Consider the following 13248-nt stretch of genomic DNA (forward strand, 5'->3'; position numbering starts at 1 on the left):
CGAAGATTCTCTCGCGGGAACGCCCTTGGAAACACAAGGGGAAGGCCTCTAGAGCGGTGCCTCGAACCTGTATCCCGTCTACCTTTTCGCAGATGCTACAGGTCCACTGCAACAACTGAGCATATTCGCGCCTGAAATGTAGCAAATCGCGCTCAGATATACCCGAGGACCCTGACCTTTTGATTTTCCCTCTAGGCCAACACCAGCCCGAAGGCCCCGCACCCTCAAAATAAACGAGGGTGCGGGGCCTTCAATAGCTAAGAGATTTAGCCGGGTGTCTATTTCTTGAATTCATCCGGAAGCGGGCCAAGCTGCGGTCCGTCCGGGTAGTACTTCCAGCCGTCCTTGATGCGGACATCATCGGACCACGGTAGTTTGTACTCGCCCTTGGCAAGGTCTTCTACCCAGGTGAGGTAGTTTTCGGTCTTTCCGCCTGGGTAGCCAACGTAGCCGCGATTGCCCAGGTTGAAGATGTTGTTTTCGAGGCCCCAGTTGATGCGCGCCTTATCAGCCAGCGCTGGGAATACCTCTGCAGTAACGATTTCGCCCGGGTTGCGGTGGCCCTCAGAAATCATGTGGCCGTCATAGTTGCAGACATTGCCTTCACCGAAGTAGTAGAAGACTTGGTCATAGCCCGCCAAGTTCACCGATGCCGTGTACATGAGGTTCTGGAAGGCGTTGGTCTTGTTGGTCATGATCCACTGGTCTTGGGTTTGGGTGGAATAGCCCGAGATGCGGATGTAGACATTGGCGCCCTTATAGGCGGCTTCGCGGGCGAACTCAGGGAACATGCCGTCGTGGCAAATATTGACCGCGAGCTTGGACCCCTTCGGGCCATCGCATACCGGCATCCCCAAGTCGCCCGGGTACCACGGCTCGATGGGGGTCCATGGCTGCAGCTTGCGGTAGTGCAGCGCAATCTCGCCATCGGAGTTGATGATAATCGCCGTGTTGAACGGGGGCTTCCCCTCTTCGTGGTTGGGTTCCATGATGGAGAAGACGCCCCAGACGTCGTTATCCTTACAAGCCTGCTTGTACTGGTCCACCTTGGGGTCATCGAGGCCGATGAGGAATTCATCGTAGGACCAAATCTTGGTGTTCAGGCCCGAAGAGGAGTATTCCGGAAAGACGATGAGATCTAGGTCTGGGTAGCCAGCCTTGGTCGAGGCCACCATGCGGCAGATTTCATCGACGTTTGCTTGAACGTCTTCCGGGGAATTGACTACGGGAACTGGGTATTGAATAAGGGCCATCAACAGGCCGTCGGGGGATGCGCTGATACTTCCGGTGCTGGACAAGACGGGACTCCAATCACGTCGTTGATTACGTTACACCTATCACTTTATAGGTATTCAGCAAGTTATGCACCAAAACAGCGGATTACTTGTCTCGGATTGCAGACCACACCACTCCACCAGTGCAGCTTTAGAGCTCCTCCGCCTGGAATTGCATACTCGGGTGGGCGAAGGCGTCCTGAGCTTGAATAAGCTGCAGCTCAGTGGATTCCGCTTCATACGTCGTACGCAGAAGCTCGTAGACGGAAGATGCGGTGCGGCGCAGCGCTTCTTTCACGTCATGGGTTTCAACGTAGTGGCCGGTAAACAGCGCGGCGGTCACGTCGCCGGAACCGTTGCGCTTAAACGGCAACAGCGGGGTCGAGAGCAAGAATGCGCGCTCACCGTCCACGGCGAGCATCTCGATCTGATCCGCAGGGGTTTCCGGGCGCTTGACGGAGGTAACCAGTACCGTCTTCGGCCCCATTTCCTGCGCCTTCTTCACCGCCGCCAAGGTCTGGTCCAAGGTGCTGACCTCGGTATCGGTGAGGTAGCCCAGCTCGAATTGGTTGGGAGTGATGATATCGGCAACGGGTACTACGCGGTCACGTAGCAGCGGCGGGATGTCATCGGAAACGAAGCAGCCCGACTTCGCATTACCCATCACGGGGTCGCAGGCGTAGAGCGCCTTGGGGTTGACGGCCTTGATGCGGCGGACGGTATCCACGATGGCATCGGCAATGTCGGAGCCGCCCTGGTAGCCGGAAAGGATGGCGTCGATGTTTTCAAAAGCACCGCGCTTTTCGATGCCATCGATGATCGACGTGACATCACTGGCTGGAATCATCGGCCCGCCCCAGTCACCGTATCCGGTGTGGTTGGAAAAATTCACCGTATGCACGGGCCACACCTCGTGGCCGGCGCGCTGGAGGGGAAAGACGGCCGCGGAATTTCCCACATGGCCGTAGGTGACATGAGACTGGATGGAAAGGATAGTCATAGCTATCCATTGTGCTACTGACTGTGCACAGAGACAAAGGAAGGGGCGAAATTATTCTCGGGGTTCCTCGTCGCGTGGTTCCCCAATCGCGGGAATGCCGCCGCCCGGTACCTGCTCATCAAGGCGTGCTCGCTCGGCAGCGTCTGGGAAGGCCTTCGGGCCCGAGGGCTTTGGCTGGTAGCTCTTCCCGCGTGCGGCGAGGTCATCGTACCAATCCGCCAGCAGTTCATTCTGCCGGGCAAACATTTCCTTTTCTTCCGCCGCGGTGGCGTGATCGTAGCCCAGCAAGTGCAAGCAGCCGTGCACCGTCAACAGCGCGAGCTCGTGGCCGAGCGAATGCCCGGCGGCATCGGCCTGGCGGAGGGCGAACTCGGGGCATAAGACGATATCGCCAAGCATTGCAGGCCCCGGATCGGCGGCATCGGGGCGCCCGCCACCAGAAGTGGCACCGGGGGTAAGTTCATCCATGGGAAAGCTCATTACATCGGTAGGGCCTTCCAAGTCCATCCAGCGGATGTGCAGATCCTCGATGGACTTCAGGTCCACGCAGGTAATGGTGCATTCCGCATCGGGGTTGATGTCCATTGCGCCGAAGGAATAGGAGGCGACATCGATCAGCATCTCCTCGTTGACGCCATCAAAACCCGACTCATTGAGAAACTCGATACTCACTTATTTCCCCTCGTTTTCCGCAGCCTGCTTATTGTCAAAGGAATCATAGGCATCCACGATGCGGCCCACCAGCTGATGGCGCACCACGTCCTGGGCGCTGAGATCCGCAAAGTGGATATCGTCCACGTTATTGAGAATTCGCCGCACAATACGCAGGCCAGATACCTGCCCGCGTGGCAGATCTACCTGGGAGATATCGCCGGTGACCACAATGGTGGAGCCAAAGCCCAGGCGGGTCAAAAACATCTTCATCTGCGCCGGGGTGGTGTTTTGCGCCTCATCGAGGATGACAAAAGCATCATTGAGCGTGCGCCCGCGCATATACGCCAGCGGGGCAACCTCGATGATGCCGGCATCCATCAGCTTGGGAATCATCTCCGGATCGAGCATGTCCCGCAGCGCATCATAGAGCGGGCGCAGGTACGGGTCGATCTTGTCATTGAGCGTGCCTGGCAAAAAGCCGAGGTTTTCGCCCGCCTCAACCGCCGGACGGGTAAGAATGATGCGCGAGACCTGCTTATTTTGCAGCGCCTGGACGGCCTTCGCCACCGCCAGGTAGGTCTTGCCGGAACCGGCCGGGCCAATGCCAAAGACCACCGTATTATTGTCGATGGCCTGCACGTATTCGGATTGCCCCACGGTCTTAGGGCGGATGGACTTGCCGCGGCGCTTGACGATGTCCGCCGCCATCGCCGCTGCCACCGACTGCGGCGCCTCTACGGCCACCATGTCCATGGTGTGCTTGACCGTATCGGTAGATACGGCATGGCCGCGCCTGGCGATGGCCTCGAGCTCATCGAGGATCTTCGCGGCGCGGGCTACCTCGTAATCGGGACCGGTGACGGTGACAATATTGCCGCGGGCAAAAAGGTCCGCATCGAGGCGGTCATTGAGCACGCGGAGGTTATCGTCCGCGCTGCCCAAAACGCTGCTGACATACGCGGAATCGATCTCACATTTCTTGGTGATGATAGGCACGTCTAATAGGCTACCAGCGCTCAGTCCGCATGCCGATAGCCGCCAAGGCCACCATCGCCGCGCTGGCGGTGCGCAGAACCTCCGGGCCTAATTTGATGGGCACGGCTCCTACCTCGCTCAGCGTTGTCAGCTCTTCTTCCCCGATGCCGCCCTCAGGTCCGACTAAGAGGAAGACCTCGCCGCGCAAGTCCACCTCGCGGATAGAGTCGGTGGCTTCCTCGTGCAGGACTAACACGCTCGCGGATTCTGCGTGCTCTGCCAGCTCCGCAACCAATTGGCGGGTAGTCAGCGGGCCGCGAACCTGCGGGATACGGTCTCGCCGGGATTGCTTTGCGGCCGCTTCGGCCGCGGCCTTCCATTTGACGACGGCCTTCGGCGCCTTCTTCCCGTCCCACTTGGCCACGCAGCGATCCGCCTGCCAGGCGATGATCTCATCCGCCCCGGCCTGTGTAGCCAGGTCAACGGCTAGCTCGGCGCGCTCGGATTTGGGGATCGCCTGCACCACGGTTACCCGCGGATTCGGCTCCGGAAGCTGGGTAACGGACTCGATGGTGCCGGTCAAGTGATCCTTGCCCGAGGTCTCGGTGACGGTGAGGGTGAGGCGGATACCGGTGCCATCGATAAGCGCCAGCTTCTCCCCCTGCTGCATTCGCTTGACCGTCACGGCGTGGCGCGCCTCGGGCCCAGACAGCGTGATGCTGTCTCCGGCCTGGGCGGCGGAGAGATCTGGGTGGATGAAGACTGGCAACGACATTAGCGGCGGAACTTATCGCGCAGGCGGGTAAAGAAGGAGTCTTCCTGCCCGTCGCTGGCGGTGCGCACGCGGGCACCCTCATCGCGGGTATTGCGGATCTTTTCCAGCGCCTCGCGGCTCTTGCGGTCCAGCTCCTTGGGCACGACCACGTCCACGTGGGCAAAGAGGCTACCGTAACCGTCGGTGCGCAGGCGTGGCATGCCTGCGCCTTCCACCTTGATGGACTCGCCTGGCTGGGTGCCCGGCTCGATATCGATGGTGAGCTCCTCGCCGTTGAGCTGATCGATGGTGAAGTTGGTGCCCAGCGCAGCATCGATCATCGGCACGTGCACGGTGACGTTCAGGTCATCCGCATTGCGCTGGAAGACCTCATGTTCTTGCGTGTGCACCTCCACGTAGAGGTCACCGGCAGGGCCACCGCCGTGGCCGACCTCGCCCTGGGAGGCCATACGGATGCGCATGCCATCGTTGATACCAGCCGGGATGGAGACCGTAAGGTCGCGGCGCTTTTTCACGCGGCCATCGCCGGCGCACTGGTTGCAGGGATCCTCAATGATTTCGCCAAAGCCCTGGCACTTCGGGCACGGGCGGGTGGTCATCACATTGCCCAAGAAGCTGCGCTGCATCTCCTGAATTTCACCCATGCCGTTGCAGTTATCACAGGTAACGGGCTTGGACTTGGAGTTCGAGCCGGTGCCGCCGCAGGAGTCACACAGCACCGCGGTATCGACGGTGACCTTCTTCTTCAGGCCCGTATAGGCTTCTTCCAGGGTAATCCGGGTGCGCAGGAGGGCATCGTTGCCGGGCTGCACACGCGACTTAGGCCCGCGGGATCCGCCGCCGGCGCCACCGCCGAAGAACTCGGCGAAGATATCGCCCAAGCCACCGCCGCCAAAGCCGCTAAATCCGCCGGCACCGGCGCCTTGCTCCATGGGGTCGCCGCCCATGTCGACGATCTGGCGCTTTTGTGGATCCAGCAAAACTTCTTGGGCAACCGAAGCCTCGCGGAATTTCTCCGCCGCTGCCTCATCATCCGGGTTCACATCCGGGTGATACTTGCGGGCCAGCTTGCGGTACGCCTTCTTAATTTCCTGGTCCGTTGCGTCCTTATCAACACCGAGGATGCCGTAATAGTCACGAGCCACTGTTAGAGATATTCCTTCTCGATCGTTTTGTTGGTATTACCTTGCAAAAATTTATGTAGCGACCGGCTAGTCTACTCGCACTACTCGCCGGCCAAAATTTCACTCACGTATTGTGCAACAGCAGAGACTTTAGAGATTGTTCCCGAATAGTCCATAAACGTCGGCCCCACCACTCCAAGGCCACCTAGCGTCGCCGCCTGTCCCCCGGTTCCAAAACCATACCCGGCGGCAACGACGGAGGCATCGCGCAGTTGATCCTCTTCGTTTTCGTCCCCGATCACCACGGAAACATTGCCTAAGTCCGGCACGCGTGCCAGCAATTTCAACACGACGACCTGTTCTTCCAGGGCTTCGATAATTTTGGGCAGTCCTTCCGGAAATTCGCGCGCGACGCGGGTGAGGTTCGAGGTACCCGCCAAAATCAAGCGATCGGAAGGCTGTTCCACCAAGGTTTCAATGAGCGTGGTCGCCACCTTGAGCACGTGGTGGCGAATATCCAGCGGGGCGTCATCGACGAGGTGGGCGAGCTCCACGGAGGCATCAGTAAGCGTCTTGCCCACCAGCGCATTATTGACGATGTCCCGCAGGCGATACGTCTGATCCTGGTCGATGACCTCATCTAGTTCCACGTTGCGCTGATCCACGCGGCCGTTATCCGTAATCAGCACCAGCAGCACCCGCACCGGGGACAACGTGACGACCTCGCAGTGCTTGACGCGCGAGACCTTCAAATTGGGCAGCTGCACCACGGCCGCCTGCTCAGTGACCTGGGCCAAAAGCTGCACGGAGCGGCGCAGGACATCTTCGAGGTCTACCCCGCCTTCCAAGAAGCTCAGCATCGCTTTGCGCTCTGGGGTAGAAAGCGGCTTGACCTCGTGCAGGGAATCAACGAACTGCCGGTACCCCTGCTGCGTGGGAACGCGCCCAGAACTGGCATGCTGCTGCGAAATCAGCCCCTGCGATTCCAGCACGGCCATGTCATTGCGGATGGTCGCGGAAGAAACGCCCAGCCGGTAGCGCTCTACCAGCGTTTTAGAGCCCACGGGTTCCTGGGAGGCAATGTAATCCGCAACGATGGCCCGCAGGACCTCCTTGCGGCGGGCATCAGTTGAGGTAGACACTTCTCAGCGCTCCTATTCTCTACGGCGTTTAATAAATTCTTGAAAATTGGGGACGGTATATCGCACCTTGCCATGTTCGGGTGAATAAATCAGCCCCTTATTAATAAGGTTTGCTCGAACTGGACCCAATTTACTGGTTTCCTTATCCAAAAATTCAGCAATATCCTTGGTCTCAGCGGATTCACCCCCGATTTCCGCCATAGCGATCAGGTATTCCCTTTCAGCAGGGGTAGCCCGGTCCCACTGAGCTTGAAAGAACCCAGAATCTAGTTGGTTGATGCCCAACCGTGCTGCCTGCTGCGCATGATTGAGCGAAAATGGAGAACTCTGTCCCACTCTCCAAATCTGCGAACCGAATTCTTGCAGAAAGTAAGGATACTGGCCGCTAACTTCTACGAGATGATCCAATGCATCATCCTGAAATTCCACGTCTTGGCGTTCCGCAGGTTCAGATAAAGCGAGCCGTGCCGGCATCATTCCTAGACGGTCAATATTGTGAATTTCAAACATTCGCTCTGCGTAAGAGCGTGAACGCGCCACCTTTCCTGGAAGGCTCGGCAGTCCAGCCCCGATGATATAAAACGGGAGCCTATTTTGACCTGCCTCGTGCTGCGCAGAAATCAAGGCCTCGAGCATCTCTTCATCGAGATCTTGCATTTCATCAATGAACAGCGCCACCGCTCTTTTCTCTTTCCGCAATGCTTCCGCAGTTGCAGAGACCACATCTTGTAGATCAAGTTCCAGATTTCCTGTTAAAGGTGGAAATTCTTTCGGCTCCACACCCAAATCAATCGTGCCAGCCCCTAATGAAACATTAAAAGCCGCAACTGCCCGCGTTAATGCCGCTGCGCTTTCTTTAACTTTGATTTTCGCACGAAAACGAAGAGATGCTTTTGCCAGCCCATCCGCAATCGCTCTACGGACGCTTTCGTGACCTCGTGTTCCCTGGGAAGCCTCGACTTTAACCGTCAGCCAGTCGTTTTGATCCGCACGAGTTTTAAGCTGATTCAATAAAACTGTTTTTCCCACGCCCCTTAAACCAATGAGCAGCATTGGGCGTCCCAAAAGATCGTTTTCCGCGCGCTTGATGAGGTTATCGAAGGCTTGTAAATCCTTGTCTCGCCCCGTAAGAACCGTCGGCGCAAGCCCAGAGCCTGGGGTATAGGGGTTGAGTGCGTCGTCCATGCCCAAAGTCTAACAAGAATAAGGCCGAATAAGGGGTTTTGGTGGTTCAGGGACAAATATAAGGGGTTTTGGTGGTTCAGGGGCAAATATAAGGAATTTCTGACGGCGGCTAGGACTCTTCGGCGATGAGGAGGTCGGAGACGATACCATCGGCAAGCAGGCGCCCAGGCTTGGTCACTCGCACGCGCTGGCCGGCGCGCTCGAGCAGGCCGCGGTCGATGAAGTCCTCCAATGCCGGGGCAGCGTGGGCATCGAGCCAGGATTCTGGGATGCCCTCGCGCAGGCGCAGGCCCAGCATCACCTTTTCCATGTGGCGATCGGCACCCGTTAGGGTTTCGCTGTCTTTGATGGGCAGCTCGCCGTTTCCTAGCGTTTGGATATAGCGGCTAGGGTGCTTGACGTTATAAAAGCGCTCGTCGCCTAGGTGGGAGTGCGCACCAGGACCTGCGCCCCACCAGTTGCCGTCCACCCAATAGATGCGGTTGTGCTCGCATTCGCCGCCGGGCAGCGACCAATTGGAGACCTCGTACCACTCGAAGCCGGCGTCTTCGAGGGTGGAAGAAATCATTTCATAGCGCCGGGCCAGCACGTCTTCATCCGGGGCGGGCAGCAGCCCCTTATTCACCTTGCGGGCCATACGCGTGCCGTCTTCTACGATGAGCGAGTACGCGCTGACGTGGTCGACGCCGGTCTCCAGCACGCGGTCCAAGGTCTCGCGGACGTTATCGTCGGTTTCGGTGGGCGTGCCATAGATCATGTCGAGGTTGACGTGCTGGAAGCCTGCCTCCCGGGCCTCGCGCGCGGCGGCGAAGGCGCGTCCGGGGGTGTGGGCGCGCTCGAGCACTTGGAGCACGCTGTGCGAGGCGGACTGCATGCCGAGGCTGATGCGGTTAAAGCCGGCATCGGCAAGCGCGGCAAAGTACTCCGGCGAGGTGGACTCCGGGTTGGACTCGGTGGTGACCTCGGCGCCTGGGCTAAGCCCAAAGGTAGAGCGCACCGTATCCAGGATGCGGCTCAGGCCCTGCCCGCCCAGGAGTGAGGGCGTGCCGCCGCCGATGAAGACCGTATCCGCGGTGCGCCCCACGCGGGTGGCCGCCATCTCCAGCTCCTTGTTCAAGGCATCGAGGTAAGGGCCGGTGAGATCGCGCGGGCTGCCCAACTCGCCGGGGGTATAAGTATTAAAATCGCAATAACCGCAGCGGGTGGCGCAAAAGGGAACGTGGATATACAGCCCGAATGGTTCAGTCATGAATCAAACTCTAATAGGCAGGGAACAAAATGGCCGAAATGGGTGTTAAACATGTAGTATATTGCCAACTTCCCGCGTATAGAAAGGTACCTTCAGTGGAGCCTCCCAGTCGATGTCCCCGCCACCTTATAGGCGGTGGGGAGTAACTCATGTTATCGGCTATTATGATGATCCTGGCAGGCTTTATCGTCATCGGGCTCATCATCGTCGCGAACGCTTATTTCGTGGCACAAGAGTTTTCATTCATGTCCGTGGACCGCACCCAATTGCGGTCCATGGCCGCTGAAGGTGATAAATCCGCCCAGCGCGCGCTGGACATCACCAAGCGCACCTCCTTCATGCTTTCGGGTGCGCAGCTCGGCATTACCATTACCGGCCTGCTTATTGGTTATGTGGCAGAGCCCCTGGTGGGCCAGGGCCTTGGCGTGCTGCTTGGCGGAGTGGGAATTCCCACCGGCGTGTCCGTGGCTATCGGCACCATCGCGGCGCTATTTATTTCCACCATCGCCACGATGCTCTTTGCGGAGCTTTTTCCTAAGAACTACACCATCGCCGCGCCCATGAAAACGGCGCTGCGCCTGGCCGCGTCCACGCAGTGGTACCTGCGCATTTTCGGCTGGCTCATCCGCTTTTTCGAGTATTCCTCCAATGCGATTTTGAAGCTCTTTCGCATCGAGCCGGTAGAAGACGTCGACTCTTCCGCTACTGCCGATGACCTCGAATCCATCGTGGATTCCTCGCACGAAACCGGCGTCTTGGATGAGGACACGTACATGGTTTTGGACCGTTTGCTCGACTTTCCCGAGCACGACGTCGAGCACGCCATGATCCCCCGCTCCCGCGTGGACGTCATTGATCCTGGCACCACCCTGGGCGAGGTGCGCGAATTGATGTCTGAGAACCATACGCGCTACCCCGTCATCGATGATGAGCACAATCCCATCGGCGTGGTGCATCTTTTCGATGTCCTGGGCTCCGATCTCCCTGCCGCCACCAGCGCCACCGCCATCATGCGCGAGCCCCTGGTGGTTCCGGAGCTTATGCCGCTTCCCGATGTCGTCGATGAACTGCGCGGCGAAGAACAAAAGCTGGCCTGCGTCATCGACGAGTACGGCGGATTCGTCGGCATCGTCACCATGGAGGACCTGGCCGAGGAGATTCTTGGCGATGTCACCGATGAGCACGATATCGAGGAAACCGAAGAAATTACCGAGCAGGACGAATCCCACTGGCTGGTCGATGGCGATACCCCGCTGGATGAAATCGAGCGCGCCATTGGCCACGATCTTCCAGAGGGCGATTTCGAAACCATCGCCGGCCTGCTCATCGCGCACGCCGGTGCCCTGCCTGAGGTGGGCGAAATCCACACCATCGCCTTGGAGGCAGAGCCGGATGACTGGGTGGATCAGGATGAAGCACCCACCCGCTCCATCCGCATGCGCGTGGATGACGTGGACCGCCACGTGCCATCCTCCCTGGCCATCGAGCTCATTGAGGACTATGTCCACGACAGCGATGACGAAGAGGAGGAGGCATAATGACCGATACGTGGTGGTTCAACCTCATCGTCACGCTGCTCATCATCGCCGCATCCGGCTTCTTCGTGGTCATCGAGTTCTCCCTCATGGGTTCGCGCCGCAACCGGCTCGAAGAAAACGCGGAGTCTTCGCGCACCGCCCGCGCCGGTCTGCGCTCGCTCAATGAGCTGACCATCATGCTGGCTGGCGCGCAGTTGGGCATTACCGCCGCCACCTTCGTGCTCGGTGCCGTGACCAAACCGTGGGTCCATCACCTTCTGATGACCCCGCTAGAGGCCCTTGGCCTGCCGCTGGGCATTGCCGATGTCGCCAGCTTCATCCTCGCGCTGTTCATCGTCACCTTCCTGCACCTGGTGCTGGGTGAAATGGCGCCTAAGTCTTGGGCCATCGCCCACCCAGAATCCGCCCTGCAGGTCATTGCCATTCCCGCCCGCGGGTTCGTGTGGGTCTTCCGCCCGCTGCTGAAGTGGATTAACACGATGGCCAATAAATTGGTGGCCATGACCGGCGAGGAACCGGTCGACCGCGCCGGCGCCGCCGGCTACGATGCCGAGACGCTACGCACCTTGGTCGAGCACTCCCGCGAGACCGGCGCGCTCGACGATAATTCCGCCAACCAAATTTCCGATGTCATCGAGCTCGAGAACTCCACGGTGGGTGCCATGGCGCGCGCCCACGGCTCAGAGGTCGTGCCCCTGCCTTCCGATGCCACCGTGGAACAGCTCCAAGAGCTCGTCCTGCGCAAGAACATCATGCGCGTGCTCGTCTTCCCCAAGGATTCCCGCGTCCCCCGCGTGGTGCACGTGCGCGATACCCTCATGGCGGATCCCGATACCCCAGTCCTCGAATTCTCCCGCGCCCCGATTTCTGTCTCTTCTGCCACCACCGTGCAAAAGACGCTGGATCACATGCGCTCCCGCAATGAGCAGCTCGTCGTCGTGGGCAAGGCAGATAAGGACAAGGCCGTGTGGATCCTTACCTGGGATGACATCATGGGCCAGCTGTGGCCGCAGATTACCGAGCAGCTGGACAAGGTCACCCCTCCCCCAGCGGTATAGCGTCCTCATCGAAACCAACCGTCCCCGTTGGTTTCGATGCCTAATAGTTTTATAAACAAAATTCAAAAGATAAACAAGCGTACACAAGCGCAGTGTTTTACACTTGGACTATGACCACCCGGAAGAATCCGTTTACCGCCACGCTTGGGGCCACGCCTCCCTACCTGGCTGGCCGTAAAGACTCCATCGAGGAGTTTGCTTATGCCTTGGACGATGGCCCCGGATCCCATGAACGCATTTCCCTCGTCGTGGGTCCGCGCGGTATCGGCAAGACGGTATTGCTCAATGCCTTCGAAGACACCGCGTCAGATCGCGGGTGGCGCATCCTTAATGACACGGCATCTGCCGGTTTTGCGGAACGGCTCCGTGCTGAAATTATTAATACCCTTCACCTCAACCGGGCAGCGCTAAAAGGTTTCAACCTGCACCTTTTCCAATTGGGCATCGGCATGGAATGGGATTCAAGAACATTATCCGCGGAAACCTACCCCTTAAGAAGGGCCTTGAAAGACCTCCTCCATGCGCAGCGGGAACTAGACCGGATTTCCCACAGCGAGCCCACTGGGGTGCTCATTACTTTGGATGAAATGCACCACCAGCGCAGTGATGAGGTCATCGATTTTGGAGCTACCATCCAGCACCTCGTGCGAGAAGGGGAAAATATTGCTGTAGTCATGGCAGGAATCCCATCCTCAATTAAACCGCTTTTGGCTAGCCAAGATGACTCTAATCCTGTCACTTTTCTTCGCCGTGCGAACCGCATTGAATTGGACCGAGTGCCGGATACGGACGTCCGGAAGGCACTCAATGCTCCCGTAGAAGAAACAGAGGTTAATTGGGACAAGGACGCACTGAATTCTGCCGTAACCGCTTGCCAGGGATATCCCTTTATGATTCAGCTCGTCGGCCTATGGGCTTTCCGCCACCGAACAGACAATACGATTTCGGTGGAAGCTGCGCAGGAAGGCATTTCCAAAGCGCGACGAAAGCTAGGGCAGCTAGTCCATGAGCCCGCCCTAGCGGAGCTTTCCCCCATCGATCGGACATTCCTGCTCCACATGGCTCAAGACAATGGCCCCTCATCCATGAGTGATATCACGGCCCGCCTAGGAAAAAGTTCGCAATATGCATCCAATTACCGGCGCCGCTTGCTTGACTCGGAACTAATCGAAATACCAGCCAGTGGCCAAGTAGACTTTGCTCTGCCCTACCTTCGGGACTACTTGCGCGAGCATGCAGCTAGCTTGGTCATCGATTCGTACTAATCGAACTCA

At 58.5% G+C, this 13248-nt stretch carries 12 protein-coding genes; 3 read left to right on the plus strand and 9 right to left on the minus strand.

Translation table 11 applies throughout. From position 1 onward, the window contains the following. Positions 1–278: 278 nt before the first annotated feature. The 9 genes from ACLI1Q_RS09140 to hemW all read right to left on the minus strand — a co-directional run bounded on the left by ACLI1Q_RS09140 (position 279) and on the right by hemW (position 9378). Complete coding sequence (locus tag ACLI1Q_RS09140; protein WP_411696965.1) at positions 279–1298, minus strand: formamidase; 1020 nt, start codon at positions 1296–1298, stop codon at positions 279–281. A 127-nt stretch (positions 1299–1425) separates the two neighbouring features. After that, positions 1426–2274 (minus strand): pyridoxal kinase PdxY, encoded by an 849-nt coding sequence (gene pdxY, locus ACLI1Q_RS09145; RefSeq protein WP_284771590.1) that lies wholly within the window; start codon positions 2272–2274, stop codon positions 1426–1428. Positions 2275–2325: 51 nt separating this feature from the next. Continuing rightward, a complete protein-coding gene (gene ybeY / locus ACLI1Q_RS09150; RefSeq protein ID WP_239268616.1) occupies positions 2326–2946 on the minus strand; it encodes an rRNA maturation RNase YbeY in 621 nt (206 codons plus the stop codon). Further along, the gene (locus ACLI1Q_RS09155) at positions 2947–3924 is read right to left on the minus strand and encodes a PhoH family protein (protein WP_005284200.1); all 978 of its coding nucleotides are present in this window, start codon (positions 3922–3924) and stop codon (positions 2947–2949) included. A gap of 10 nt (positions 3925–3934) precedes the next feature. Beyond that, the gene (locus ACLI1Q_RS09160; RefSeq protein ID WP_239268617.1) at positions 3935–4678 is read right to left on the minus strand and encodes a 16S rRNA (uracil(1498)-N(3))-methyltransferase; all 744 of its coding nucleotides are present in this window, start codon (positions 4676–4678) and stop codon (positions 3935–3937) included. Further along, on the minus strand, positions 4678–5823 hold the full coding sequence (gene dnaJ, locus ACLI1Q_RS09165; RefSeq protein WP_411696966.1) for a molecular chaperone DnaJ: 1146 nt from the start codon (positions 5821–5823) through the stop codon (positions 4678–4680). The genes ACLI1Q_RS09160 and dnaJ overlap by 1 nt, the downstream gene beginning before the upstream one ends. A gap of 80 nt (positions 5824–5903) precedes the next feature. Continuing rightward, a complete protein-coding gene (hrcA, locus tag ACLI1Q_RS09170) occupies positions 5904–6944 on the minus strand; it encodes a heat-inducible transcriptional repressor HrcA (RefSeq protein ID WP_239268619.1) in 1041 nt (346 codons plus the stop codon). A gap of 12 nt (positions 6945–6956) precedes the next feature. Next, positions 6957–8129, minus strand: a complete 1173-nt coding sequence (locus ACLI1Q_RS09175) for an ATP-binding protein (protein WP_239268621.1) — start codon at positions 8127–8129, stop codon at positions 6957–6959. A 109-nt stretch (positions 8130–8238) separates the two neighbouring features. Next, positions 8239–9378, minus strand: coding sequence for a radical SAM family heme chaperone HemW (gene hemW, locus ACLI1Q_RS09180; protein ID WP_239275175.1), 1140 nt, complete (start codon positions 9376–9378; stop codon positions 8239–8241). A 149-nt stretch (positions 9379–9527) separates the two neighbouring features. Between hemW and ACLI1Q_RS09185 the strand changes: the two genes are divergently transcribed. The 3 genes from ACLI1Q_RS09185 (at position 9528) to ACLI1Q_RS09195 (ending at position 13239) form a co-directional block, all read left to right on the plus strand. Further along, positions 9528–10916, plus strand: coding sequence for a hemolysin family protein (locus ACLI1Q_RS09185; RefSeq protein ID WP_239268625.1), 1389 nt, complete (start codon positions 9528–9530; stop codon positions 10914–10916). Beyond that, positions 10916–11974 (plus strand): CNNM domain-containing protein, encoded by a 1059-nt coding sequence (locus tag ACLI1Q_RS09190; protein WP_239268627.1) that lies wholly within the window; start codon positions 10916–10918, stop codon positions 11972–11974. Before ACLI1Q_RS09185 ends, ACLI1Q_RS09190 begins: the two co-directional genes overlap by 1 nt. Positions 11975–12084: 110 nt before the next feature. Continuing rightward, a complete protein-coding gene (locus ACLI1Q_RS09195; RefSeq protein ID WP_239268629.1) occupies positions 12085–13239 on the plus strand; it encodes an ATP-binding protein in 1155 nt (384 codons plus the stop codon). The last annotated feature ends 9 nt before the right edge of the window (positions 13240–13248 follow it).

It is taken from the genome of Corynebacterium limaceinasi, from assembly GCF_046717465.1.
Lineage (GTDB): Bacteria > Actinomycetota > Actinomycetes > Mycobacteriales > Mycobacteriaceae > Corynebacterium.